We start from the raw sequence: 25,015 nt of genomic DNA on the forward strand, positions 1-25,015 counted from the left end.
AGCCAAAACCTATTTTACAACCAATGTTCACAAAATTTTATAAATAGCATTGAAATCGTTCGCAAAGTTGTTTTTACTCAAAGAAAATATACTGGAACATCTGTGTAAATCCATGAGATCCATGGGCAGATCTACATTATGAAACAACCAGATTTTTCAATATTGCCTCAGATTTCAGTTCTGTTTCTCTCCACTCTTTTTCCGGATTGCTTTGAGCTGTTATCCCGCCTCCTACAAAGACATGTACAGAATCTTTATAGAGCCTTGCACAACGTAAATTCACAAAATATAAAATGCTGTCTTCGGTTTCTACCTTAATATAACCGGCATAAAATTCACGGGGAAATTTCTCATATTTACGGATATTCTCATTGCAGAAATCTTTTGGAATACCACAAACGGCCGGAGTAGGGTGCAAATCCTGAATAATTCTGTCCAGATCTTCCGGTTGGATAGTTGTTTTAAAATCTGTGCGTAAATGTTTTATATTGCCTGAAATATGATCATAGGTTTCTGACTGATTTATGGTTTCAGAATAATTTTTAAGAATATCCTGGATATAACTGGTAACGGGCTTCTGTTCCTCAATTTCTTTTTCAGACCATTCCTCAGATATAGGAAGAGTTCCGGCAAGAGCCATCGTTTCAAACTCATAAGTTGATTTGTTAAACTTGCCCAGAACTTCTGAAAACGCTCCCATCCATGCATTTTGACCATCATTAAACAGATATCTGAAAGCATTTGGATAAGATTTACACAGATTCTTAAAACTCTCTCTATAATTGATTGTATTAAAATCTGTAAAGATTTTCCTTCTCGAATAAACAAGCTTTGGCAGATTATTTTCTTTGATTACTTCAATTACCTTCTGTAACGTATTGCAATATTCTTCTTTGGTTTCAGCAGAAGACTTTGTAGTGTCCTTAGTAAGGGTTTCATTGGTGATCATAGTATGGTCAAATTCAGCCGGATTTATTTCAAAAATATCTCCGTTGAAGCTGATTTGATCTAAGCCGTTATAAGAAAAAAAGTTGACTGCATTTTTTATGCTTTTTTGTTCTGCAGACAGTAATCTTTCATCGAAAGGAAGTTTGAAATAAATCATGAGTTATGAAGGGATTTTGAAAATCACCACCAGAAATAGAAGAGCTAATTTCGGGTATAATTTTCCTTTCTGCAAAGGTATTATTAGTCTTAAAGATGTCAAAATAAAAAGAGCTTAAATTTATTTTTAAGCTCTTCATTTTTTATGTTGTTGTAACTTATCTATTGATGATATTATTGGTCATTGTTGTATGGTTGATCAAAACACCTTTTTCATCACGGATTTCAATTTCTGATACGTGCATTGTTTTTCCTTTTCTGATAAAACGAGCTGTAGCAGTAACAATTCCGTCTTTTTTGCTTCTTAAATGATTTGAATTGATATTGGTTCCCACACCGTAATACTTTTCACCATCAATAAAGATATTAGACAGGCTTGACCCTAAAGTTTCAGCCAGAACACAGCTTGCGCCTCCGTGCATAATCCCAAAAGGTTGATGAGTTCTTGGAAGAACGGGCATCGTAGCAGTAAGGGTTTCATTTTCAAGATCAATATCTATGAATTTTATTTCAAGAGTTTTGGCAAGTGTTACATCTCCCCAGTTATTGATGAATGCTAATATTTCTTCTTTTGTCTGACCTTTCATTTTTTATAATTGATTTAATTTTGCATCTAGCATCTAGCATCTAGCATCTAGCATCTAATTCTATTCAGTACCCATAATATTAGGATTCCAGTTTTCCGGAACTTTAGGGGTAATATCATTTTTGATATAGTACTCCTGAATTTCCTGCATGATTTCTGAAAAAGGAACGGAAGCTATTCTTTCGTAGGGAATAGTATAGCCCAGATACACAATATTTCTTTTGAAATCACCTGCTGCCAGTACGATAGGAACTTTTGCTGCGAGTGCCATATGATAGAATCCTTTTCTCCATTTCGGAACCCAGCTTCTGGTACCTTCCGGAGTAATAACAAGGCTGAAATCTTCTTTTGCAAACTGGTTGGCTACAAAATTCACCAGATCATTTTTCTGGCTTCTGTCGATACCAATACCTCCCAGACCTTTTACGATACCTCCGTACCAGGCTTTGGTGTGGGCATCCTTAATGATGATTTTTAAAGGTTTTTCCAGTGACCAATAGGCGAAATTTCCTAAAATGTATTCCATATTATGGGTATGAGGTGCTACCACGAGGATACACCTGTTCAGGTTGTTGACATCGCCCTGCAGAACGACTTTCCATCCTAATATTTTTAGCATTGCTTTGCCTATCAGCTTTTTCATAGATTTCTTGGATTAAAAACAAAAAAGTATAACCAAATTTTGGTTATACTTTACAAATATATTGAAATATTATCGCTCTTAAAACAAACCGCTAATTAAATCTACGATTTTCATTACGAATTCCATTGCAAATTGTATCATGATAAGGCTGTGTTTTTGGTTGATTGGTTATTAAATTTTAGCTTTACGAAATTAAAACTTTTTTTTCACATAAGAAACTAAATAAAGCTTTATTTTAAGTTTTCTGAGAGAAGAAGGGTGTGAATTTCAAACGGTTGCCATCCACCCACACCTTCTACCACTCTCTGAAGTTAATTATTTAGTTTGTATGGAAATTTCGTTTTTTCCGTCTTTGATTTTGATGTCCATATCTTTATTTGATTTTTTGATAGTAGACACTGCAGAATCAATAACTTTCTTTGCCTGGTTGTTCGGAACTTTTTTACCGTTTACGATGATACTGTCTTTATCATCAGAGTTGTATTCGATACTGGAACCGTTTACCGTGATTTTATTTTTTTCAATTCTAACATTGTTGTGGTCTTCATCTCTATCCTGATCATCATCATCAATACCATCTCCGTCTAAGTCCCCATCCATGTGAATACGATCTTTATTCAAGGATAAAACAACTGCTTTTTGCGGAATTACAAGCTCATAATTAAGGCTGTAATCTCTGAACCTGTGCTCATATGGATACTTGATGTAGTTTGGAAGCAATACTTTGTTGTTCACAATTTCTACAGGAACCGTCATCTGGATAGGGAAATTATATCCTTTTCCTTCTTTTTTAATGATCAGATAAGGTGTTTTAATATCTGGCTTTCTGGTTACATCTACAGAAATATAGTCTTCTTCGTAAACTGTTCTTTTATCAGAATAAATATCATTGTTGTAACCTTTGAAATTCTGAGGAATGTTGATCTGTTTTACATCCACATACACTGTATCTGAAGGAGTGTTGATGGCAACATTCTCTACATCTTCTTTGCTTCCTCTGTAGATCATGTCTTTCTTAGCCATGCTGATTCCGAAATAAGTTCCCAATCCGATCAGAAGAAGGAATAAACCTCCGATTACCCATCCGATATTTCTCAGTTTTGTTTTTGGAGAGAAAATCTTGATGCTTAATAAACTGAAAAGGATTGCCGGAATTAAGCTTCCTATGACCATCATGGCTGCCAGTACTTTGTCAAGACCCTGATCATCCATATAGAATCTGATTTCATTAGCTCCCGGGAAATCTGTATCCATTGCGAAAAGACCGAATAATACAAATACTCCGATAATGCTTCCTACAGCCATCAATACGAAGAACCCTCCAATAATATATTTGAATATATTCCAAACTCCGCTTCCTGCGTTGTTGATGTAAGGTTTGTTTTCGTTATAGATTTCTCCGACCCTCTGAGTAGATTCATTGGCAAATTGTACCAATTTATTAGACTCATTCTTAAGATTGTCGAAGTTCATAGGCTTTCCCTGCATTTTCAGGAAATCTGCCGCTGTTTCAGCTTTTGGAAGTACGATCCAAAGAATTACATATAAAAGACCGATTAATGAAGAAGAGATCGCTGCTGTGAAAATTCCTAATATGAAAATTCCCAGCCAGATTGCTCTCATGGTAGTAATATCCATTCCTACGTATTGAGCTAACCCTGCGCAGACCCCTGCTACTTTTTGTTTTTCCGGATCACGGAATAATTGTTTTTTATCGGTATAGTTCGTTCCTGAATTGTTATTTCTTGTTGATGTTTTTTCAGAAAAATAAGCTTCTTCCTGTTCTTCAATTTTTTCAGGGCTTCCGATCTGTGCGATTACCTTTTCTACATCGGTATCGTTGATCACTTCACGTTTTCCTAAAGAATCTTTGAAAATCTCCACCATTCTTATTTCTATGTCATGCATTACTTCATCAGCCTCAGAAGCATCCAGAGAGCTTCTCAGAGCATTCAGGTAATCGCTGAGCTTTATATATGCGTGTTCTTCTATGGTAAAAGAAAAACCTGCGAGTCCTATTGAGAGTGTCTTGTTCATAGCTTTGTTTTTTAATTTTGTTGGGTGATTTGGTTTACTGAGGCTGTCAGTTCATTCCATGTATTGAGAAGTTCATCCAGGAAAAGTTTTCCTTTTTCTGTGATCTGGTAATATTTTCTGGGTGGTCCTCCTGTAGATTCTTCCCATCTGTAAGAGAGAAACTCTCCATTTTTAAGTCTTGTAAGAAGAGGGTAGAGGGTCCCTTCCACTACATCCAGTTTTCCTTTTTTCAGTTCGTCAATAAGATCGGAAACATACATTTCGCGGTTATTGATGAGACTTAGAATACAGAATTCCAGAATTCCTTTTCGCATTTGCGCTTTGGTATTTTCGGTATTCATCTTTGATAAGTTTTGTTAATTAGTTATATTCTTAGAAAAATGCTCCTAGCTAGCTGAGCCTATTCTAATTTTACATTACAAAGATATGTAAATTAAATGGTATTATGCAATACAAAGTAGTGAAATTTTTAAAATAAATAGTATAAGTAGTTGTTAATCAGTGTAATAATTTTTATTAGAAATTTTATTAAAAATGAATTTTGATGAAAATGGTCTAAAAAACATTTCAATTTTATTTAAAATTTAAAGAAATTGAGATCAAAAAGTAATCATTCATTGATTATCATTCATCATTTTTTATAATAGCCCCGATAGCAGCGGTTACCCCACAGCGGGAAGGATTCAGGCAGGGAGCGAGGAGTATAAGCGTATAGCGGGAAACAGCTCCTCAGAAACGGATCTTCTCTTATTTAAAGAAGTTATCCGTATATAAAATAAATTTTGAATTTTGAGATCGGTAGTAGGATTCGTATTTTTGTTAGGAAAAAAACACCTAAATCATTTACTATTACCATGAATTTATTCAATAAGAATAAGCATTTACCGGCTTTTGTTTTACTGAGTTCTGTATGTTTCGGACAATATCAGTTTGAGGTTAAAAATGCATCGAAGAGTTATGATGCAGTTATTCAAGTGGAGAATTGCTATGATGGGCAATGCAACGGAAGAGGAACCGTAGATTTGTTTGATCATAGAAATACAAAGGTACAGACTTTTGTGTCTGACAATCTGGTGCTGAACCTGAATCAGGATGAAAAGCCAGTGCAGGGGAAAATATTCCAGTTAAAGAAAGAAAACGGTCCTGTGGTCATTGATGACTTTAATTTTGATGGAACAGAGGATATCGCAATAAGGAATGGGAATATGGGGAATTATAGTTCCTCTTCTTATGACGTATATGTTTTTAACAGCACAAAAATGGCTTTTGTGAAGAGCAAAGAGCTTACTGAGCTTGCTTCCGATTCCTTTGATATTTTTGAGGTAGATGCCAAACGGAAACGCCTCATTGCCTACGGGAAATCCGGTTGCTGTGATCTTTTTACAACAGAATATGCCGTGATTCCGAATAAAGGACTTGATAAAGTCTTTGAAAAAGAAGAAGATATGACTGTTGAAGACCTCGTAAAAGTAACCACCAAAGAAAAAATCAATAATAAATGGATTACCAAAACAAAAGTATATCCTTCAGATCAATATAACAGAAATAAGAAGTAAGATGAAAATTCAGAAAGAGATCGATTTTATCCTGGCAGTAGATGCGCTTAAAAATGTCCAGAGAAGAAATTATAATGCAGATGACTCCCGAAGAGAGAACACAGCGGAACATTCCTGGCAGATTATTATTTTGGCTCAGATTCTTTATCCGTATGCTAAAAATCGTGAAGATATTAATTTGTTAAGAGTGATAAGAATGCTTTCCATTCATGATCTGGTGGAGATCGAAGCCGGAGATACTTTCATTTTTGACGAAAAAGCAATGGTAGGAAAGTTTGAAAGAGAAAAGGCGTCTGCTCAAAAGATCTTTGGAATACTGGATGAACCTTTGCGTACAGAATTTTTTAATCTATGGCTTGAGTTTGAAGATGAGAAAACACCGGATGCTGTTTTTGCGTGTGGAATTGACAGAATAATGCCATTTATCTTAAATTCCCATACTTCAGGAAAAAGCTGGACGGAAGCAGGAGTGACAGAAAAGCAAATCCGGAATATGCTTGAAAATGCGATAAGCAGAGCATCGGATGAAATGGGAGAGGCTTTTGATGTATTGCTGAACAGAAGTCTGGAAACAGAAAAAGTGATCAAATCACTTTAATGAACATACAATAAGATTCGGGCGGCCTTTGGCCGCCCGAATCTTTATTATTTATAGTATCTGGATTGGTTTCTTGAATTCGTCAATCGCTACAAAAGTAAAATCACCTACAATGGCTTTTTCTCTTTCGTAGGAATACATTTGCTCAGTGTAGATCTCTACATTTACTTTCATACTGGTTTTTCCTACGTAGGAAACTTTCCCGATGAGCTCAACAATAGTTCCGGCAGGAATAGGTTTTTTGAAATCGATCTTATCACTGCTTACTGTTACCACTCTTTTTCTTGCGAATCGGGTAGCAGTAATAAAAGCTACTTCGTCCATCAGCTGCATAGCCGTACCACCAAAAAGGGTATCGTAATGATTGGTTGTGTTAGGGAAAACCGCTTTAAAGATACTGGTTTCGGATGCTTTAATTCTTTCTTCTGTAGTCATATATCATTATTAATTAAAGCGAAATGAGAACGATATTAAAACAACAGAACAATGACAGGAACCAAGAGAATTCCTGAAACAATCCATCAGATCAATACAACTTCAAATCGCGAAAGTTACTTGTTTAAGAAAAAGGCAGGTCTCCTGACTTGTAACATCTTTAATCTCCTTCCCATGCCTCGCACAGTGGATCTTTGATAAAGATTACAGTTACTTACAGTTGCGCGACAGTCCGTGATTTTCACACGGTTCCCTTTTAATCTGCAATGATGCAGAACCAATTTCTATGATGAATAAGCGTTAAAACTTTTCGGGGGCAAAAATAATGAATTTATTCCGGATTATGGTAAATAATCTGGCTGATTACTCTTCCTTTCTTGATGGTCCAAAGGGTAGTATACCTATTTTCTCCTGAACCATTGATCATGTAAAGGAAAATATTGTCATTATCCAGAGAGGTTACTCCAATGTTCTCAAAATCCATTGTAGGCTGGAACATATTTTTGATGGCTTCTCTTACAAAGACAGATCCTCTTCCGGGTTGCTGCACTCTGATGGATTTGATCTCGGTCATACCTTCGGGAAGGTCATTTCCAATTCCCCATGGTTTTACTTTATCAATGGTAAGAAGTTTTCCTTCTGCATCTTTTTCTTTTTTACGGTATCCTGCATTGGAAGGGTAAATATCAATGACTACTTTGCTTCTTTGAGCAGTAGGAACTTTAGGATCAGAATTATCTGTGAAAATAAGTGATTTTCCGTTTTTAGACTTGGAAGGAGTATAAGCCGGAAGCTGATCAATATAGGCAATACGTTCTTTATTGACCATTCCTTCTTTATCAAGAGTTTCATAACGTACAAAAGGTTTGTCATCATCCTGTTTTTCCGGATATTTGATCCAGATCCATTCTGTTTCTCCGGGAGCAGGTTTTACATAAACAAATACATCACCTTTACGCATACGGATCTTGTCTACAATTTTTCTGTAGTTGTCCTTATGAACACGTACATTGGCATATCCCTCTTCCGCTTTTACAACTCCGAAAGGAACTTTATTCTGGCCTTTTACAAAGACTATGGATAAAATACTGAAAGCGGATAAATAGAATGCTTTGTTTATGAAAGTCATCATGAAAATTTTTTGATCCCCAAATATATAAATTAAATGCGTTGTGCATTAAACATTGCAGATCTTTTTGGATTATTTATAGTTTATAAAATAAACTTAATTAACAAAGGATGATCATGTCGTATTAGTTTTTTATTAATACCATATAATTATGGAATGCTAGATTCTAATGTTAATTCATTTTTAGTATTGTTTCAATCAATTGACGATTTATTTAAGATATAGATTTTGTTCTATCCTTATTTTTCTTTCTTTTTTCTTTTTAAGCTTAATTTTGCACAATATAATTAACACAATACAATTCGGATGAAAATAATTAAATTACTTTTCTCAGGTATTTTACTAATCCCTGGAATTTTATTATCCCAAGTAGGGATCAAAACTCCAACGCCGCAAAAAACATTCCATGTCAATGGAGCATTGCAGGTTGTTAATGAATTAAATGTAGGTGGAGATGCAGCTACAGCCGGAAGCGCTGGGACAGAAGGCCAGATACTTACTTCCAGCGGCCCGGGAAAACCTCCTGTATGGTCTAATGGTAATAATGGGAGCACTGTTGTTGGGTATAGTGCCCTTTTAAGTGGAAAGGAGGTTACTGTATCTGCAAATAATATTCTTAAAGATTTGGATATGAGCCTTGGTACGGGGACTTTAGTGAACTGGAGATCAGGTAATACATTAGTTGTTCCGGCTGGGATGGGCGGTGACTATTTGCTTACTTATACATCTGCTCTTAAAGTTGATGGAACTATACCGTCATCCTATTTTTTTGGGACATATGTATATGTAGGGGATGATCTTCAGGGTCCTGCATCGTTTACTTCAATTGGGGCATTGGCAAGCGGAAGCTTAAATAATCATGAATTTACATTAACCTCTTCTAAAATTCTTACCTTAAAGGTTGGAGATGTAATCAAACTGAAAGGTTTACTTTATAATTACAGTGGATCATCAGCTCAAACTTTTAGGTTGGCCAGATTATCATTAGAAAAAATAAATTAATATTTCTGTTAAAGAAAAGTGTCCTCAAAATTTAATAATTCCCCTAAAAATAGTTAATCGTTTTTAGGGGAATTTATATATTATACTACAACTTTTTTATATTCTTTCCAATTCTTCTGCGTCAATCGTAGTCTTGAAGGTTCCGTAATTGACAATTACCTTATTCCGGGAGATCTTTTCGATGGTTCCTACACTGGTACTGCCGGTAATACGAACACGCTGTCCAACTTTCATCCAGACAGCACGGTCGGTTTTACGTTTTTCTTCCAGTCTTTCATTAGTTTCAGCAATTTTTTCAATCACTTCTTCCTTTTTCAGCTGCTGAGTGATTTTTCTCTTCACAACCTGCAGGCGTTTCGTTTCATCTTTATCACTGCCTAATTTTCTGAATTTCTCCTGCTCAAGAAGCTTTACAAAATCTTTTACAACATCCTTTCTGGATTTTCCTTTGGTATAGCTGTCGATGAATGCCTCAATCTTATTTCCAAACTGAAGTTTACGGTGTTCCTCTTCATACAGTTTCTGAAAATTGAATAGTTTCTGCTGAAGCTGATCATTTAGTTTCTGAAGGTTATCACGTTTATCTTCTACAGACTCTTTTCTTTCGGCAAGGTCAGATTTTAATTTTTCAACTTCATATTTCTCCTGCTGCAGTTTTACAATTGTTTTATCAAGATTAACAATATCGTGTTCCACCTTTTTCTTGGCAGAATGGATAATGAATCTTGGAATTTTATTCTTTTCCGCAACTTCAAAAGTAAATGAACTTCCTGCCTGTCCTACTTCCAGTTTATACATCGGTTCCAATGTTTCCTCATTGAAGAGCATTGCTGCATTCTGGGCATTGGGAAGCTGTTCTATCACCAGTTTAATGTTGGTATAGTGCGTTGTAATAATGGCAAAACTCTTTTTGTCATAGAAAAACTCCATGAAACTTTCTGCCAGGGCACCTCCAAGCTCAGGATCAGAACCTGTACCAAATTCATCAATCAATAAAAGTGTATTAGCATCAGCCTCACGGATGATTCCGGACATTTTCTTTAATCTTGATGAATATGTTGATAAATGGTTTTCAATGGACTGGTTATCACCAATATCAGTCATAATCTTTTCAAAGAAAAACATTTCAGACTTAGGGTGAACCGGAACAAGGATACCACTCTGAATCATCAGTTGTAATAATCCTACAGTTTTCAGGGTAATTGATTTTCCACCGGCATTCGGACCGGAAATACAGATAATCCTGTTATGATCCGTTAAGGTAAGGGTCTGTGGATGGATGATCTTGTCCTCAATTTTATTTCTTAACCATAAAAGAGGATGATAAGCATCTTTTAATCTCAGCGTGTTGTGGTGATTGATTTTCGGAAGAACACCGTTGATCAGTTCACCGAACTTCGCTTTCGCTCTTGTAAGGTCAAGGTCAAAAATATAAACCTGATATCTCCATAATTGAGGTTGAAATTCCGCCAGTTCTGCAGTAAGCTTACGGAGAACTTTATCAATTTCTTTTTTCTCTTCCTCTTCATTTTCCCGAAGTTTGAAATAATGCTTTACAACACTATCCGGCTGGATATAAGTGATGGAACCCGTTTTGGAAATTCCTAATGTTCTTCCTGCAACTCTTTTCTTAAATCCTGATTTTACAGCCAAAACCCTTTGGTCATCAATAATCGTTTCCCGAATATCATCCAAAAAGTCACTTTGTCCGTAGGTGGTAAGTGCACGGTTGAAATTTTCCTGAATTGCCTTTTTAGCAAGCTGGATTTCAGTTCTTATTCCTTTCAAAGCTGGGGAAGCTTCATTTTTTACTTCACCAAAACGGTTAAAAACCTTATCTACTTTATCAATGATCTCCTTTCTGAATTCCAATACAGAAACCTCTTCTAATAGAGTTGGAAATGTTTCCGGCATGGTAGGGAAGAATTTCTGAAGTTTTCCGATCTGTTCAGTGATGGTTTTTATTTTGATGAAAGCAGTGTTTTCCAGACGGTAGTTCTCAATCAGCATCAATTTCAGCTCACTTTCAATATCTTCATATTTATCAAACGGAATCGCATTTGAACTTTCGAAACTCGAGAGATATTCTGAAGTTTTTTTTAATGAAAGTTCCGCCTCGTCAATTTCCATCGGACGAAGTTGAAGAATTTTTTCTCTTGTTTTTGGAGAATACGCAAATGGGGAGATTTCCGCGAGTAATTGCGGAAACTCTAATTCGTCTAAATCTTCTTTATCTATATACACAGTGCAAATTTAGTGAGAATTTTGATTATTACGTATATCTGAGAGATTTACAGAACAAATAAACTTTGAATAAGGTGATTATAGAGTTAGTCAAAATGAGTAATAGAATACAATAACCTTTGCATTGATATAAATTTATGATATTCTTTTTATTACATTTGAGTTATGAAACTGGAAACCGAAAGATTGATTTTAAAAGGAATCAATGAAAGCTATACAGAAGATATTTTAAAAATCCGAAGCAATCCGGAGGTTAATAAATTTGTGCAGAGAAATTCACCGAAAAATAATTACGATGCACTCCAATTTATTCTAACCATTAAAGAAAAAACCAAAAACAATCAAACAGTTTACCTGGGAATTTCTTTAAAAGATCAGCCCAATCTTATCGGAACCATTTGTCTTTGGAATTTTTCTGAAGACCGAAAAACAGCAGAAGTGGGTTATGAATTATTGCCGGAATATCACAGACAAGGAATCATGTCTGAAGCTTTGAAAGCGGTTTTAGATTTTGGTTTTAATGAACTGCATTTAGAGGAAATTGTAGCAATCACGAATAAACTTAATGAAAACTCAAAAGGACTTCTTGTAAAACATGACTTTATTTTGCTAGAAGGAAAAGAAGATGAGGGTTTTCCAGATAATATTATTTTTAGTTTGAAAAGATTGAGTGGTGGTGTTTAGTAAGAAATCTAGCCTGTTTTTTTCTATCTTTATCGCCGATTGAAATTATATATGAAAAATGAAATAAAATCTTTAACAGGACTTAGAGGTGTAGTGGCATTATGGGTAACTTTTTTTCATTTTTTTGATTTTAAAAACGAAATTCTTCGAAATATTATAGGTAAAGGATATCTTGCTGTAGATATCTTTTTTGTATTAAGCGCCTTTCTTCTCACTGTTTCATATTCTGATAAGTTTAAACATCTTGAGTTTAAAAAAATACAGACTTTTTATAAAAAAAGAATCAACAGGATTTATCCGATATATTTTATATCTATTATTTTTATTGTTCTGTTGATAAAGGATACTTCATGGCTTACATTTTTTATCAATGCCGGACTGATGCAATGCTTTTTTAATCCGGATCGCTTACTGAATATCGTTTACTGGTCATTGAGTACAGAATGGATGTGTTATCTGATATTTCCTTTCATGCTTTATCTGATCATCCGGTATAAGATCCGTGGTGAAATTTTAATTGTTGCAGGTCTTTTTTTGAGATTAATTCTTCCTCATTTTCCAGACTTGTACATTCATTCAGCAGATTCAGTAAACTCCTGGAGATCATCAAAATATTTGGATATTCCGTATGGTGTAAATTCTTTAATCAGAACAATAGCTTCTTATTTTTTAGGAATAGGAATTGCTGTTTTACCTGGAATCAAAATAAAAGGTAAATGGCCTGTTTATGCACTACTTGTCATCACTTTTGTACTGTTGTTTACAACAAGAGGACTAATCTTTATTCCGTTTTTATCAGCTTTGATCATCAGGCAATTGTATACAAGGGAAAAGAATTATCTTCAAATGTTTCTTGAAACCAAGCCTGTTTATTTGCTCGGAAACATCTCGTATTCATTGTATATCATACATCATATTGTGAAGGATCAGAACTTTATAATAGTAGATATTTCCCTTCTTAATAATCTGTTATTAGTAGCTTTCTCGTTATTACTATCCTATTTTTCATATATACTGATTGAAAAAAAAGTAAAGGTATTTAAAGTATAATTGAGGTTCTTATTTTATTTTAATATTATTATTTTTGCAGTATGACCTGGACAGAAATTTTAGCCCCGATAAAAAGTACGGAATACTTTACAACCCTTTGGGGAAAAGTGAAGAATGAATATGCAACGACAAAAGTTTTTCCACCAAAGAATCAGATTTTCAGAGCATTGGAACTTACAGCTTTTGATGATGTTGAAGTGGTGATTATTGGGCAGGATCCTTATCATAATGACTACCAGGCGAATGGTTTGTGCTTTTCTGTATCTGAGCAGGTTACTGCACCACCATCACTTAAGAATATTTTTATTGAGTTAAAAGATGATCTGGGAGTCGTAAGAACTTCCAAAGAGCTTGATGACTGGGGAAGACAAGGGGTTTTATTATTGAATGCAACGCTAACGGTTCGGGCTCATTCACCCAACTCTCATAAAGATCTTGGCTGGGAAAAATTTACCAATTTTATTATTAAAGAAATTTCAGACAAAAAAGAGAATGTGGTATTTGTATTATGGGGCGCTTTTGCACAAAAAAAAGCTGAACTCATAGATCCAGCTAAACATTTTATTCTGAAGTCGGCACACCCATCACCCTTTTCTGTTTACAGAGGTTTTTTTGGAAGCAAGCCTTTCTCAAAAATTAATGAATATCTTGTTTCCAAAGGAAAGAAGCCTATTTCGTGGTAGAATCTTTTGATTGATCTGCTTTTTTAATTGTAATTCCAATTTTATATTTTCCTGCTAGTGCTGTTGTTCCTTCCTGTTGTTTAGGATAGGGAGCAACATCTTGTAATGTAATGGTATATCCGTTAAATTCTGCTGACTGGTGATAATTCCTTCCTGGAAAATCCATACTGGCCAGGTTCAAAATAGTGGGTCGGGTAGAGGTTCCCATTACTTCAACCTGAGCAAGAGCAACTCCGGCCCATATGCAATTGACACCTTCAGGGCATCTGCTGTCTTCAGAAACCCCTTTGAATGTAACGTTCATCTGGTATTCTTTCAAAAATTTGTTCTCACCTTCACTAAGGTATACAATTCCGTCTTTCTGATCATTAGAGTTCATAGCTTTTGAATTGGTTTGTACTTGAGAAGCTTTTGTAGCAGTTTTAGATTTCTTTTGGGCATCACATCCTGTTAATGCAAATATTCCCAGACTGAGTATGATAGCTTTATGGAACATAGTTTCTAATATTTAATTAAATGACGTTAAACATATTAAGAAGTACTACCAAAAACATTGCCACTCCTACTACAAAACTGAATCCGGTTCCATAAATGAATCCAATCAGTGCTCCTTTGGTAGATTGTAAAGCTTTATTCATATCCTTGCTGTCGTGAAGTAGCTCACCAATAAATACACCTGCAAACATTCCCACAAGAAAACCTAAAGGAATTGGAATAAATATTCCCACAATAGTTCCCACTACAGAACCGATACTTCCCCAGCGGGTACCACCATATTTTTTGTTGGTTTTTGCAGGAATAACATAGCTTAAAACTACAGAAGCTGCTGTCAGAATTCCAAAAGCCCAGATGTAGATCATAGGAAGATCTGCATCCGTCCCGAATTTATAGATCAGGAGCCCGCAGATACTTAGCAAAAGCCCTGGCAAAACTGGAAGGAAAGTTCCCAGTATTCCTACAAATAAGAGAATAAGACAGAAAATATTAATAATTGTTGTATCCATTCTTTTTAAAAATATAGATGCAATATAAAAAAAGTGGCCTTATAAAAAGCTACTTTGAGAACTGAGTTATAAAATTTATTAGAAATTTATGATGACGTATTCAAGAATCAGTCCTGCCTTGCCGATGTTTCCGCTGGTACAGTTGTGGAATAACAGATAATTATCATTTGCAGTTAATTTTTTACCAATAATTGGGATTGTAGAAGATTTGACAATTTATAATTCAATTCTTGAAAAATTTTTATCAAATATCTTCCCATGAATCTCTTTTGGGATGAAAATTGATTGGGAATAGTAAAATGATGATTCTTAATTTCATAAATTTGCTGTAATGAATGACCAGTTACAAGAAACTAAAAACTTTATACAGGAGCTGAGCGAGCAGCTTTACATCTATATTACCCAGATATCACCATCCGGGATGGACTGGTTTTTTCATATTATTGTTAAACTGAGCTTACTTCTTGTCCTGTTTTTAATTACTGATTTTGCTTTTAAGTTTATCATTAATTCTGTTTTCAGGTTATTTCATAATGAACAGAAATTTCCCATTTTAAAATCTATTTATCAGGCCAAAATCACCAATTCTATAGCTCATTTTGCCGCTTTGATTGTTGTTGCCGGTATTCAGGGATCTATCTTTCCGGAAAATGCGCTGCCCAAAACAACCGTTTTTATTTTACGATGTATTAGTTTAGGATTAGTATTGATGCTGGCAGGGATGCTGTACAGATCACTGACTGCTTTCAGAAATTATTTCAGCATCAAACAGGATTTCTATAAGATTATGGCTCTGAATGCCATTTCAGAAACTGTAAAGATTTTAGGACTTTTCATATTTACAGTTGTAGGGCTTTGCGTTATTTTTGGAATCAAAGGAACTACTATTGTAGGAAGTCTGGGAGCTATTACAGCAGTTTTGGTACTTGTTTTCAGAGACACCATTTTAGGATTTGTAACGGGGCTTCATGTAGCTACTTCTAAAAATCTGAAAGTAGGAGACTGGGTAAGTATTCCCAAATACAGTATTGAAGGAAATATTACAGAAATCAACCTTTTGACCACCAAAATCACCAATTTTGATAAAACAGTTTCTACCATTCCAACGTATGATCTGATGACCACGGAGATCAAGAACATGCAGGTGATGTCGGAATCTAATACCAGAAGGATAAAAAAATCAATTTACTTTAATATCAATTCTTTTAAATTTCTGACGGATGAAGATGTGGAACGCTTGAAGGAAATCAATTTAATTTCTGATTACCTTGAAGAAAGAACTTCTGAGATCAAAAAAGAAAAAGAAAGCCTGGAACATAAGGATAAGGTCGTGAATGGCAGACAGCTTACCAATATCGGTGTTTTCAGATATTACGCACAGAAATATATTGAAAACGACCCGGATATAGATAAAACCGGAACGAGAATGGTTCGTCAGCTAGATATTACCCCACAAGGACTGCCTCTTGAAGTGTATTGCTTTGCCAATGATTCCAAATGGGAACGTTTTGAGCAGATACAAGCCGATATCTTTGACCATTTATTGGTGGCTTCAAAAGAATTTGAACTTCAGGTGATGCAGGTAAGCATTAAGGTGTAGAACAGCTGGAAGACAAAAGAGGGAGTCAGGAAGTTTAAGCTCCTTTTTATATAAATTTTAATTAAATTTTTAAATGATCATGAATGTGGAAGATCAATAGAAGTTCAAAGTCTGGATTTACTTCCAGCCCAAGCTTCCAACTTCTGACATCTCATATCTAACATCTAAAATAAAAAATGACAAAACTAAGCGTAAACATTAATAAAATTGCGACGTTAAGAAATGCAAGAGGAGGTGAAACACCAAGTGTTACAGAAGCTGCTGTAAAAATTCAGGAATTCGGAGGACAGGGGATTACCATCCATCCAAGACCTGATGAAAGACATATCACAAGAAAAGATGTCTATGATCTGAAGCCGTTGGTTACGACTGAGTTTAATATTGAAGGAAACCCTCATCAGAGCTTTATTGATATGGTTTTAGACGTGAAGCCGGAGCAGGTGACTCTGGTACCGGACGCTGATGATGCCATTACTTCCAATGCTGGTTGGGATACAAAAAAACATCTGGATTTCCTTACAGAGATCATTGCAGAATTCAAAAAAGCTGGCATCCGTAGTTCCATTTTTCTTGATCCTTTACCGGAACTGGTAGAATATGCTGCTAAAACAGGTGCTGACAGAATTGAATTGTATACCGAAGCTTACGCAAAAAATTATCTTACGAATAAAGAACAGGCTATAAAACCTTATTACGATACTGCCGTTGAAGCCACTAATTTCGGATTGGGAATCAATGCCGGTCACGATTTGAGTTTAGAAAACCTGAAATACTTTTCAGATACCATTCCAAATCTGTTGGAAGTATCTATCGGGCATGCTTTGGTTTCTGAAGCGCTTTACATGGGATTGGAAAACACTGTTCAGGCTTATTTGAAGAGACTGGCAAAATGGTAATAAATAAGAAACCAGAAGTTAGAGATTAGAAGTTAGTCAACTTCAATTGTATTAAAAATAGCATAAATAGATTATGCTTGATTTATCTAACTTCTAATTTCTCACCTCTAACTTCAAAAAAAATGGAAATTTTAAATTCAAAAATATTCGGCGAAAATCTTACAAATACGCCGCTTCTTGTATTTCATGGATTGTTTGGAATGCTTGACAACTGGGGAGGTTTCGGAAAGGATCTGGGAGAATATCTTCCTGTTCATCTGATTGACCTTAGAAACCACGGAAGAAGCTTTCATTCAGAAAGCATGTCTCACGATGATCTGGCAGACGATATCGCTCGCTATATGGATCATTACGGAATCCAGAAAGCTCATGTGCTGGGACATTCTTTAGGAGGAAAAGCTGTCATGCAGTTTGCCATAAAATATCCTGAACGTGTTGAAAAACTGATCGTTGTAGATATTTCACCTAAAGCCTATCCACCACATCACCAGGGAATTATCAAAGCGTTGGAAACGGTTGATTTCGATACAGTATCTTCAAGAAATGAAGTGGAAGCTGTTTTGAACCAATATATCCCTGAAAGATCTACTGTACAGTTTCTGACAAAGAATCTGTATTGGGACGATAATAAAAAACTGGGCTGGAGATTCAATCTTAAAACATTATCAGAAAAATATACTGAATTTGTTTCCAATGCTATTAAATTCGGCGTTTTTGATGGTGAAACTCTGTTTATAGCCGGAGATCGGTCTAATTATATTCTGCCACAGGACGAATTTGGTATTAAACAACAGTTCCCTAAAGCTAAAGTGGTAACGGTAAAAAATGCAGGACATTGGGTACAAGCCGAAAATCCAATTGATTTTGCAAATGTTGTTAAGGAGTTTCTTGGATTGAATTAATTTTATCCTTTGATTTTTTATATTATGTTAAATTTTTATTAAAAATCAATATTATTTCTCCATGAGTTGAAATTTTTGTACTTTGGAATTGTCAAAACAATAAAAATATTAACTTATGGAAAACAAAAATTCAAAAAAGAAACCATTTTTCGCGACATTCTTGGAAAAACAGGTTAAAGACCCTGAAACAGTAAAAGGAGGAGCTGCTACATCCAAACTTGCAGATCAGATTACGTCAATAATCAAGGATCAAATAACAACCGCTCTTCAAGACGGTGTTACAACACCTGATAATGACAATGTAACGATGAAATATCCTTCTGACGGAGATGAGGATGTTTTAGAAGTAGAATAAATATATAGCTTAAGCTAAATTATATATCAAACCAAAACTAAAACATTATGAAAAGCAACAACTCAAAAAAGAAGCCGTTTTTCGCGTCATTCTTGGAAAAACAGCTAAAGGATCCTGAAACAGTAAAAGGAGGAACAGGTATTATCTCAATTCCAGAAAGAGATGTGATCACAAAACCAGCCGTAGATACTGTAACTTCTCCAAAAGACGATATGATGCACACGCTGAAATATCCATCTGATGGTGATGATGATACAATCTTTATTCCACTATAAAAACAGTAGAATATTTTTAAAATAATAGGGGAAACTTAAAGTTTAAGTTTCCCTTTTTAATACAACCGGCAAATGATTCTCTGCATCACCCATTCACAGGATTTTTATAATATCGATCTTTTTTTCGACTACCTGACCTCTAAAAATATTCCGTATTTCAGATTGAATTCTGACCGTCTGAATCATCTTCAGAAAATCAGCATTCATGAAGACTCATTCGAATTAACGGACGAGTCCGGAAATACTATCCATTCCGATACCATCAAAGGAGTGTGGCACAGAAAAGCCTGGAGAATCAGTACTCCTGAAGAATTGGATCAGGACTATGAAAGAATCTTCCTGAAAGAATATGGAAGCCTTCGATACAATCTTCTGACAGCTTTAGAAGATATTCCCTGGATCAATCCTTATGAAAATGAAAAGAAGATTGACGGAAATAAGATATTTCAGCTAAAAGTAGCAGAGAGAAATAACTTAACTATTCCCAAAACTATCTTTTCCAATGATGAAGAAAAAATAAAAACATTTTTCTATCAATATTGCCAGGGAAAAGCCATTGCAAAACTTCATGGAGTAACAGCCAAAACAATGTCTGGTGAAAACATGATTTCCACTACGGTTATTGAAGAGGAATCCTTAGAACATCTTTCTGATATTGCGTATTGCCCGATGATTTTCCAGCCTTATATTGACAAAGAATATGAGCTGAGAATTGTCTATGTAGACGGTGAATTTTTCACAGGAAAGATCAATAACAGCGAAAATGCAGATTGGAGAGTAGCTCGTGAAGGCTATTTTTGGTCCGTTTATGAACTTCCGGATGCTGTCAAAACCAATCTCACTTCTATGATGAACGAAATGGGATTGTATATAGGAGCCATTGATATGATCAAAGGAAGAGACGGAGCCTATTATTTTCTGGAAGTGAATCCACAGGGAGAGTGGGGAATGTTACAGAAAGAACTGGGATTTCCCATTGCAGAAAGAATTGCCGATAATCTTATCAAAAGAATCAATTTCCATGAATAAAATTTTAATTATAACCCATACCGCAGATAACTTTTCTATTGAAAAAGTAACAGAATACATTGAAAAAAATAATTGTGAAGTCATTCGCTTTGATGTTGATGTTTATCCTTTACAAAACAAACTTTCCACTATTTTCCAGGATGGAGAATGGATAAGCTATCTTGAAACACCTGAAGCAAAACATCGTTTGGACGATATTTCAGCCATCTGGTACAGAAGAGCCTACAATATTGGAAAAGGATTAAGAGAAGAGATGGATACTAAATTTTACGGAGCAGCAATGGGCGAGATCCGAAATACGCTTTTCGGGTTTTTCGAATCAGTAGATGCTTATTCATTAGGAAAACCAAGTGTTTACAGAAGACTTGATAGCAAGGAAGAACAATTGAAAATCGCGGATAAATTAGGCTTGACCATTCCGGCAACCTGTCTTACGAATAATCCTGATGAAGCCAGAAAATTTATTCTGAAACACCAAAATGTAGTAGCCAAAATGCAAACAGGTTTTGCCATCTATGAAGATGGTGTGGAAAATGTTGTGTTTACCAATGTTGTTAACGAAGATAAACTGGAAGAGCTTGATTCACTTTTGTACTGCCCGATGCAGTTTCAGCAGATGATTCAAAAGAAAAAAGAACTTCGTATTACCATTGTGGGACGAGATGTCTATGCATTTGAAATAGATTCCCAACAGTCCGAAGATGCCAAAATAGACTGGAGAAAAGATGGAGTTAATCTTATTGATAAATGGAACAGAACAGAACTTCCTGGAGATGTGGAAGCAAAACTGCTTGAACTTCTGGATATTTACAATGTAGATTACGGAGCAATAGACATGATTGTTTCTCCTGAAGACGAATATTATTTCATAGAGATCAACGCCGCAGGAGAATTCTTCTGGCTGGATAATCTTACAGAAGGAAACCTTATTTCGAAAAGCATTGCAGACGTTCTTTGTGATAAAGCTCCAAGAAGAAATAATGAAGTAATGGCTTAAAAAATAGAACCTTTTTGAGCATAAAAGTCCTGAAAGTTGTCAATTCTTTCAGGACTTTTACATTTGATAATCTGCTGTGGCTAAAATTTTCCGGTTTATTGTTTATCAGAATGATAATATTGGTTAAATTAAGCTGAATTATGCTTTAAAAATCGCAAATTTGCAAAAGGAGTTTTTCAGGGAAATTTTTACAGGAACCTGAAAATTGCCGGATAGAAAATATTGTCATATTTTAGTCAGCAATCAAGAAAATAATTAATGATTTTTGTAACGGGTGCTACCGGAATTCTGGGAAGAATAATTGTACTGGAACTTCTTAAAAGAGGGAAAGATGTACGTGCTTCCAAAAGACCGGGCAGCAATATAAACGAAGTAAGGCATTCATACAGCTTTTATACGGAGAATCCTGACGAATTTTTCAATAAAATTGAATGGGTAAACGTAGATTTTGATGACCTCGATTCTTTGAAAACTGCACTGGAAGGTGTAGATGAGGTGTATCACTGTGCTGCAAAGGTGAGCTTTCATCCGAAAGATGAAAAAGAAATGTACCGTACTAATATCAAAGGTACAGAGAATCTTTTGTTTGCCTGTGAAGGATCAGACGTTAAAAAATTTCTCCATGTAAGCTCTGTTGCCGTTCTTGATAATTACAATGAAAAAGGAGAGTTGGATGAAGAATCTGACTTTAATCCAAAGCTGGAACACTCAGCGTATGCAATTTCCAAACATTTATCCGAAATGGAAGTATGGAGAGCCTCAGCAGAAGGTCTTAATACGATCATTATCAATCCTGGAATGATTATAGGAAGCGGAAACTGGACCCAAAGCAGCGGTGAACTTTTCTCTACCTTTGAAGACAATAGCTTTACCTTTTCGGGAGGTTCTGCTTACGTAGACGTGAGAGATGTTGCCAATACTGCTATAGGACTAATGGAAAATAACCTTTTCGGAGAACGTTTTATTATTGTTGCTGAAAATAACAGATATGCCGACCTTGCAAAACAGGTCAGAACCCGTCTGGGACTTAAAGATGCAAGAATTCTTTCACAATCTGTATTAAATATCGGAAGAATAACCAATACCCTTTTCGGGTGGCTGATCCCGAAACTGAAAATGGTTACCAAATCAAATATTGAGGCCATTTCATCATTCAACACCATTTCCAATCACAAAGTCAAAGAAAAGCTGAACTATCAGTTTATTCCCGTAAAAGAAAGTATAGACTTTCACCTGAATAATTATATTAACGACAAAAAGCTGAAGAAATGAACCTTGCAGAGGCAATTATCCTTAAAAATGTAGAAAAACATCCTATAAAAGGGGCAATCGGATTTAAAAAGAAAGATGCTGGTTGGAAAGAGCTGAGCTGGAAAAAATTCAGTGAAATTATTTTTAAAACAGCCAATGCCTTAAAAGAATCCGGAGTTCAGGAGAATGACAAAGTTGCTATTTATTCAGATAATTCGTCCGAATGGATAATCATGGATCTGGCTTCAATGGCTATCGGTGCTATTACGGTACCTATTTATTCAACCAATAATGCTGAGCAGGCAGAACATATTATCAACGATTCCGGAGCTAAAGTTGTTTTGGTAGGAAATCAGATGCAGTATGACGCCTGTCTTGAGTTTTTACATAAAGAAGAAAACAATTTAGAAACGATTATTGTTTCCAAAAAAGCAGTGTGGATCAAAAAAGAATTCAACAGTTTTTATCTTGAAGATTTTATCGCAAAAGCTTCACCGAAGCTGGAAATCTGTAAGAAAGAAAATGATGATACTGCAACATTGATCTATACCTCCGGAACTACCGGAGTTCCAAAAGGTGTAATGCTTACCCACGGAAATTTCATCAAAGCATTCGACTCACACTTTGAGTTTTTTAAATTTAAAAACTTTGAAGAAGAACTTTCACTGGCATTCTTACCTTTAAGCCATGTTTTTGAAAGAAGCTGGAGCTTATTGAGCCTTTATGGAGGTGCCCGCGTTTATTTCCTGGAAGACCCGAAAAACGTAGCCAAAGCACTGGAAGAAGTAAAACCTACAGCCATGTGTGCTGTACCAAGGTTCTTTCAGAAAGTATATGCAGGAGTTTTGGAGAAAGCGGAAGAAGGTTCATCATTAAAGAAAAAAATCTTTGACTGGGCGCTTAAAACCGGATGGGAAACTTCAGAATTAAGAAGAAATGAAAAACCGATTCCTTTTGGATTAAAATTCAAAGAAACTGTTGCAGATATGCTGGTTTTTAGTAAAATTAAAGATAAAATGGGCGGAAGGCTTTGGTTCTTACCTTGTGGTGGAGCTTCATTGTCACCGGAAGTTACCCGCTTCTTTGAGTCAGTAGGTATTCACGTAACCGTTGGATATGGATTGACGGAAACTACTGCTACATTGACACTTTTCCCTTTGACTCATTTTGAGCACGGAACGAGCGGAAAACCACTTCCGGGAGTAGAAATGCGTATCGGAGAAAATGATGAGATCCAGGCGAGAGGAAACGGAATCATGAAGGGATATTACAACAAACCGGAAGAAACCCAGAAAGTATTTACAGAAGACGGATGGTTCAAAACCGGTGATGCAGGAAAGTTTGACGATAAAGGAAACCTGATCATTACAGACAGAATCAAAGATTTGATGAAAACTTCCAATGGAAAATACATTGCTCCGCAACAAATCGAAAACCTTCTGACCAATAATAATTTTATTCAACAGATCATGCTGATTGCAGAAGGAAGACAGTTTGTTTCAGCGTTAATTGTTCCTAATTTCGAGTTTTTACAGGATTATATCAAGAAAAATAATATTCCTTTTACCAATTGGGAAGATGCTGTGAAAAATGAAAAGGTAATCAACCTTTATAAAGAAAAAATTAAAGAGTTACAGGATCATTTGGCAGACTATGAAAAAGTGAAGAAATTCACCTTAATGCCAGCAGAATTTGATATCAATACCGGAGAAATCACTCCTACATTGAAAGTCAAAAGAAATGTAGTGATCAAAAAATACGCAGATATTATTGAGAAGATGTATTAAAATTTTGACCTCCTTGTTTTCACGCATATCAGTAATGAAGACGTGAAAATTCAAAGAATTTTTGACGGGTTGGTTCAAAATAATGATTTAAATTTAGTTATGACAACACAAGATTTTATAGGAAAAGAAAATTTCACCATTCATACACAAACGGTTTCAGAAAGCTGTCCGTCTAATATTGCCCTGATTAAATATTGGGGGAAATATGCGGATCAGATTCCTGCCAATCCAAGCATTAGCTATACTTTAAACCATTGTAAAACCAATACTTCAATGGAATTTACAGCGGATGCTCCCTTTTCAGTACAGACTTTCCTGGCTGGAAATGAAGAACTGAAATTTGCCGAAAAAATTGAAAAATATTTCAGAAATATAGAGCAATACCTTCCATGGATTTTAAAAGGGAAATATGTGATCAGAACAGAGAATACATTTCCACACAGTTCCGGAATTGCAAGCTCTGCTTCAGGATTTGGAGCCATTGCAAAATGTCTGATGGCATTGGATACTTCATTTACAGAAACAACATCTGAAGAAGAGTCTTTGAAAAAAGCTTCATTTTTAGCAAGATTAGGAAGTGGAAGCGCATGCCGAAGCTTATATAACGGGCTTGTTGTATGGGGAGAAAGTGATGAGGTAGAAGGTAGTTCAGATCTATTCGGAGTACAGTATCCAGATAGTGAAATTCATGAGGTTTTTAAAAACTTTAATGATTGGGTGCTGCTAATTCATGAAGGACAAAAGAGTGTTTCTTCAACAGTAGGACATGGTTTGATGAATACCAATCCGTACGCTGAAAGAAGATTTCAGGAAGCAAGGGAAAACTTTGTTCCGATGAAAGAAATCCTGAAAAACGGAGATATGGAACATTTTATCAAGCTTGTAGAGCATGAAGCCCTTACATTACATGCAATGATGATGATGAGTGATCCTGCTTTTATCCTGATGAAAACAGGAACATTGGAAGTCATCAATAAGATCTGGGATTTTAGAAAAGAAACCGGATCGCCTTTATTCTTTACTCTGGATGCAGGTGCCAATGTTCACCTTCTGTTCCCAAGCAACGATTCTGAAGAGCAGATTAAAACCTTTATTGAAGCTGAATTACTACAGCACACCCAGAAAAATGGAGTAGTGAAGGATGTGATGAAATTTTAAAATAATAATA

At 35.5% G+C, this 25,015-nt stretch carries 26 protein-coding genes and 1 riboswitch; of the genes, 16 read left to right on the forward strand and 10 right to left on the reverse strand.

Features of this window, described 5'->3' with window-relative positions; genetic code table 11:
* Positions 1 to 136 precede the first annotated feature (136 nt).
* From ACM6F9_RS05445 to ACM6F9_RS05465, 5 genes are all read right to left on the reverse strand, one after another.
* A complete protein-coding gene (locus ACM6F9_RS05445) occupies positions 137 to 1,105 on the reverse strand; it encodes a chorismate-binding protein (RefSeq protein ID WP_414844754.1) in 969 nt (322 codons plus the stop codon).
* Between the two features lie 157 nt (positions 1,106 to 1,262).
* The gene (locus tag ACM6F9_RS05450; RefSeq protein WP_047378514.1) at positions 1,263 to 1,691 is read right to left on the reverse strand and encodes a PaaI family thioesterase; all 429 of its coding nucleotides are present in this window, start codon (positions 1,689 to 1,691) and stop codon (positions 1,263 to 1,265) included.
* A 60-nt stretch (positions 1,692 to 1,751) separates the two neighbouring features.
* Complete coding sequence (locus tag ACM6F9_RS05455; RefSeq protein ID WP_414844755.1) at positions 1,752 to 2,333, reverse strand: 1-acyl-sn-glycerol-3-phosphate acyltransferase; 582 nt, start codon at positions 2,331 to 2,333, stop codon at positions 1,752 to 1,754.
* 315 nt (positions 2,334 to 2,648) lie between these two features.
* Positions 2,649 to 4,370, reverse strand: coding sequence for a PspC domain-containing protein (locus tag ACM6F9_RS05460; RefSeq protein ID WP_414844756.1), 1,722 nt, complete (start codon positions 4,368 to 4,370; stop codon positions 2,649 to 2,651).
* Positions 4,371 to 4,381: 11 nt separating this feature from the next.
* Complete coding sequence (locus ACM6F9_RS05465) at positions 4,382 to 4,711, reverse strand: PadR family transcriptional regulator (RefSeq protein ID WP_002977573.1); 330 nt, start codon at positions 4,709 to 4,711, stop codon at positions 4,382 to 4,384.
* 513 nt (positions 4,712 to 5,224) lie between these two features.
* Between ACM6F9_RS05465 and ACM6F9_RS05470 the strand changes: the two genes are divergently transcribed.
* Positions 5,225 to 5,926 carry an XAC2610-related protein gene (locus ACM6F9_RS05470; protein ID WP_414844757.1) on the forward strand — a complete coding sequence of 234 codons (702 nt, stop codon included), beginning with the start codon at positions 5,225 to 5,227 and terminating at the stop codon, positions 5,924 to 5,926.
* 1 nt (position 5,927) lies between these two features.
* Entirely contained in the window at positions 5,928 to 6,524 is a 597-nt protein-coding gene (locus tag ACM6F9_RS05475; protein WP_414844758.1) for an HD domain-containing protein, read from the forward strand.
* 51 nt (positions 6,525 to 6,575) lie between these two features.
* Here the strand turns inward: ACM6F9_RS05475 and ACM6F9_RS05480 are convergent, their stop codons facing one another.
* Positions 6,576 to 6,959, reverse strand: a complete 384-nt coding sequence (locus ACM6F9_RS05480; RefSeq protein WP_105703267.1) for an acyl-CoA thioesterase — start codon at positions 6,957 to 6,959, stop codon at positions 6,576 to 6,578.
* Between the two features lie 116 nt (positions 6,960 to 7,075).
* A riboswitch (cobalamin riboswitch) is annotated at positions 7,076 to 7,256 on the reverse strand.
* 34 nt (positions 7,257 to 7,290) lie between these two features.
* Complete coding sequence (locus ACM6F9_RS05485) at positions 7,291 to 8,091, reverse strand: hypothetical protein (RefSeq protein ID WP_414844759.1); 801 nt, start codon at positions 8,089 to 8,091, stop codon at positions 7,291 to 7,293.
* A gap of 303 nt (positions 8,092 to 8,394) precedes the next feature.
* Here ACM6F9_RS05485 and ACM6F9_RS05490 point away from each other — a divergent pair, with 303 nt between their 5' ends.
* On the forward strand, positions 8,395 to 9,090 hold the full coding sequence (locus tag ACM6F9_RS05490) for a hypothetical protein (RefSeq protein ID WP_414844760.1): 696 nt from the start codon (positions 8,395 to 8,397) through the stop codon (positions 9,088 to 9,090).
* A gap of 96 nt (positions 9,091 to 9,186) precedes the next feature.
* Here ACM6F9_RS05490 and ACM6F9_RS05495 read toward each other — a convergent pair whose 3' ends face one another.
* Positions 9,187 to 11,334: an endonuclease MutS2 gene (locus ACM6F9_RS05495; RefSeq protein ID WP_414844761.1), complete on the reverse strand. Its 2,148-nt coding sequence runs from the start codon at positions 11,332 to 11,334 to the stop codon at positions 9,187 to 9,189.
* Positions 11,335 to 11,499: 165 nt separating this feature from the next.
* On the opposite strand from ACM6F9_RS05495, the gene ACM6F9_RS05500 reads away from it, so the two are divergent.
* Genes ACM6F9_RS05500 through ACM6F9_RS05510 form a run of 3 tightly spaced genes read left to right on the forward strand, consistent with a single transcriptional unit; the run spans position 11,500 to position 13,751 of the window.
* A complete protein-coding gene (locus ACM6F9_RS05500) occupies positions 11,500 to 12,018 on the forward strand; it encodes a GNAT family N-acetyltransferase (protein ID WP_414844762.1) in 519 nt (172 codons plus the stop codon).
* Positions 12,019 to 12,069: 51 nt separating this feature from the next.
* Positions 12,070 to 13,068, forward strand: coding sequence for an acyltransferase family protein (locus ACM6F9_RS05505; RefSeq protein ID WP_414844763.1), 999 nt, complete (start codon positions 12,070 to 12,072; stop codon positions 13,066 to 13,068).
* Between the two features lie 41 nt (positions 13,069 to 13,109).
* A complete protein-coding gene (locus ACM6F9_RS05510) occupies positions 13,110 to 13,751 on the forward strand; it encodes a uracil-DNA glycosylase (protein WP_414844764.1) in 642 nt (213 codons plus the stop codon).
* On the opposite strand, the gene ACM6F9_RS05515 is transcribed toward ACM6F9_RS05510, so the two are convergent.
* Positions 13,738 to 14,247 (reverse strand): hypothetical protein, encoded by a 510-nt coding sequence (locus ACM6F9_RS05515; protein ID WP_414844765.1) that lies wholly within the window; start codon positions 14,245 to 14,247, stop codon positions 13,738 to 13,740. The genes ACM6F9_RS05510 and ACM6F9_RS05515 overlap by 14 nt on opposite strands.
* A gap of 16 nt (positions 14,248 to 14,263) precedes the next feature.
* Positions 14,264 to 14,755 carry a DUF456 domain-containing protein gene (locus tag ACM6F9_RS05520; RefSeq protein ID WP_414844766.1) on the reverse strand — a complete coding sequence of 164 codons (492 nt, stop codon included), beginning with the start codon at positions 14,753 to 14,755 and terminating at the stop codon, positions 14,264 to 14,266.
* 331 nt (positions 14,756 to 15,086) lie between these two features.
* Here ACM6F9_RS05520 and ACM6F9_RS05525 point away from each other — a divergent pair, with 331 nt between their 5' ends.
* The 10 genes from ACM6F9_RS05525 (at position 15,087) to ACM6F9_RS05570 (ending at position 25,005) form a co-directional block, all read left to right on the forward strand.
* Positions 15,087 to 16,355 (forward strand): mechanosensitive ion channel family protein, encoded by a 1,269-nt coding sequence (locus tag ACM6F9_RS05525; protein ID WP_414844767.1) that lies wholly within the window; start codon positions 15,087 to 15,089, stop codon positions 16,353 to 16,355.
* Between the two features lie 176 nt (positions 16,356 to 16,531).
* Positions 16,532 to 17,251, forward strand: a complete 720-nt coding sequence (locus tag ACM6F9_RS05530) for a pyridoxine 5'-phosphate synthase (protein WP_414844768.1) — start codon at positions 16,532 to 16,534, stop codon at positions 17,249 to 17,251.
* 122 nt (positions 17,252 to 17,373) lie between these two features.
* Positions 17,374 to 18,153 carry an alpha/beta fold hydrolase gene (locus ACM6F9_RS05535; protein ID WP_414844769.1) on the forward strand — a complete coding sequence of 260 codons (780 nt, stop codon included), beginning with the start codon at positions 17,374 to 17,376 and terminating at the stop codon, positions 18,151 to 18,153.
* A gap of 115 nt (positions 18,154 to 18,268) precedes the next feature.
* The gene (locus ACM6F9_RS05540; RefSeq protein WP_105703281.1) at positions 18,269 to 18,508 is read left to right on the forward strand and encodes a microviridin/marinostatin family tricyclic proteinase inhibitor; all 240 of its coding nucleotides are present in this window, start codon (positions 18,269 to 18,271) and stop codon (positions 18,506 to 18,508) included.
* 47 nt (positions 18,509 to 18,555) lie between these two features.
* Complete coding sequence (locus tag ACM6F9_RS05545) at positions 18,556 to 18,783, forward strand: microviridin/marinostatin family tricyclic proteinase inhibitor (RefSeq protein WP_414844770.1); 228 nt, start codon at positions 18,556 to 18,558, stop codon at positions 18,781 to 18,783.
* 72 nt (positions 18,784 to 18,855) lie between these two features.
* A complete protein-coding gene (locus tag ACM6F9_RS05550) occupies positions 18,856 to 19,812 on the forward strand; it encodes an MvdC family ATP-grasp ribosomal peptide maturase (RefSeq protein ID WP_414844771.1) in 957 nt (318 codons plus the stop codon).
* On the forward strand, positions 19,805 to 20,809 hold the full coding sequence (locus ACM6F9_RS05555) for an MvdD family ATP-grasp ribosomal peptide maturase (protein WP_414844772.1): 1,005 nt from the start codon (positions 19,805 to 19,807) through the stop codon (positions 20,807 to 20,809). The genes ACM6F9_RS05550 and ACM6F9_RS05555 overlap by 8 nt, the downstream gene beginning before the upstream one ends.
* A 258-nt stretch (positions 20,810 to 21,067) precedes the next feature.
* A complete protein-coding gene (locus tag ACM6F9_RS05560; protein WP_414844773.1) occupies positions 21,068 to 22,081 on the forward strand; it encodes an NAD-dependent epimerase/dehydratase family protein in 1,014 nt (337 codons plus the stop codon).
* Complete coding sequence (locus tag ACM6F9_RS05565) at positions 22,078 to 23,847, forward strand: AMP-dependent synthetase/ligase (RefSeq protein WP_414844774.1); 1,770 nt, start codon at positions 22,078 to 22,080, stop codon at positions 23,845 to 23,847. The genes ACM6F9_RS05560 and ACM6F9_RS05565 overlap by 4 nt, the downstream gene beginning before the upstream one ends.
* Before the next feature lie 99 nt (positions 23,848 to 23,946).
* Complete coding sequence (locus ACM6F9_RS05570) at positions 23,947 to 25,005, forward strand: diphosphomevalonate/mevalonate 3,5-bisphosphate decarboxylase family protein (protein ID WP_414844775.1); 1,059 nt, start codon at positions 23,947 to 23,949, stop codon at positions 25,003 to 25,005.
* Positions 25,006 to 25,015: the final 10 nt, after the last annotated feature.

It is taken from the genome of Chryseobacterium sp. IT-36CA2 (assembly GCF_949767875.1).
In the GTDB taxonomy this organism is placed as follows: Bacteria; Bacteroidota; Bacteroidia; order Flavobacteriales; family Weeksellaceae; genus Chryseobacterium.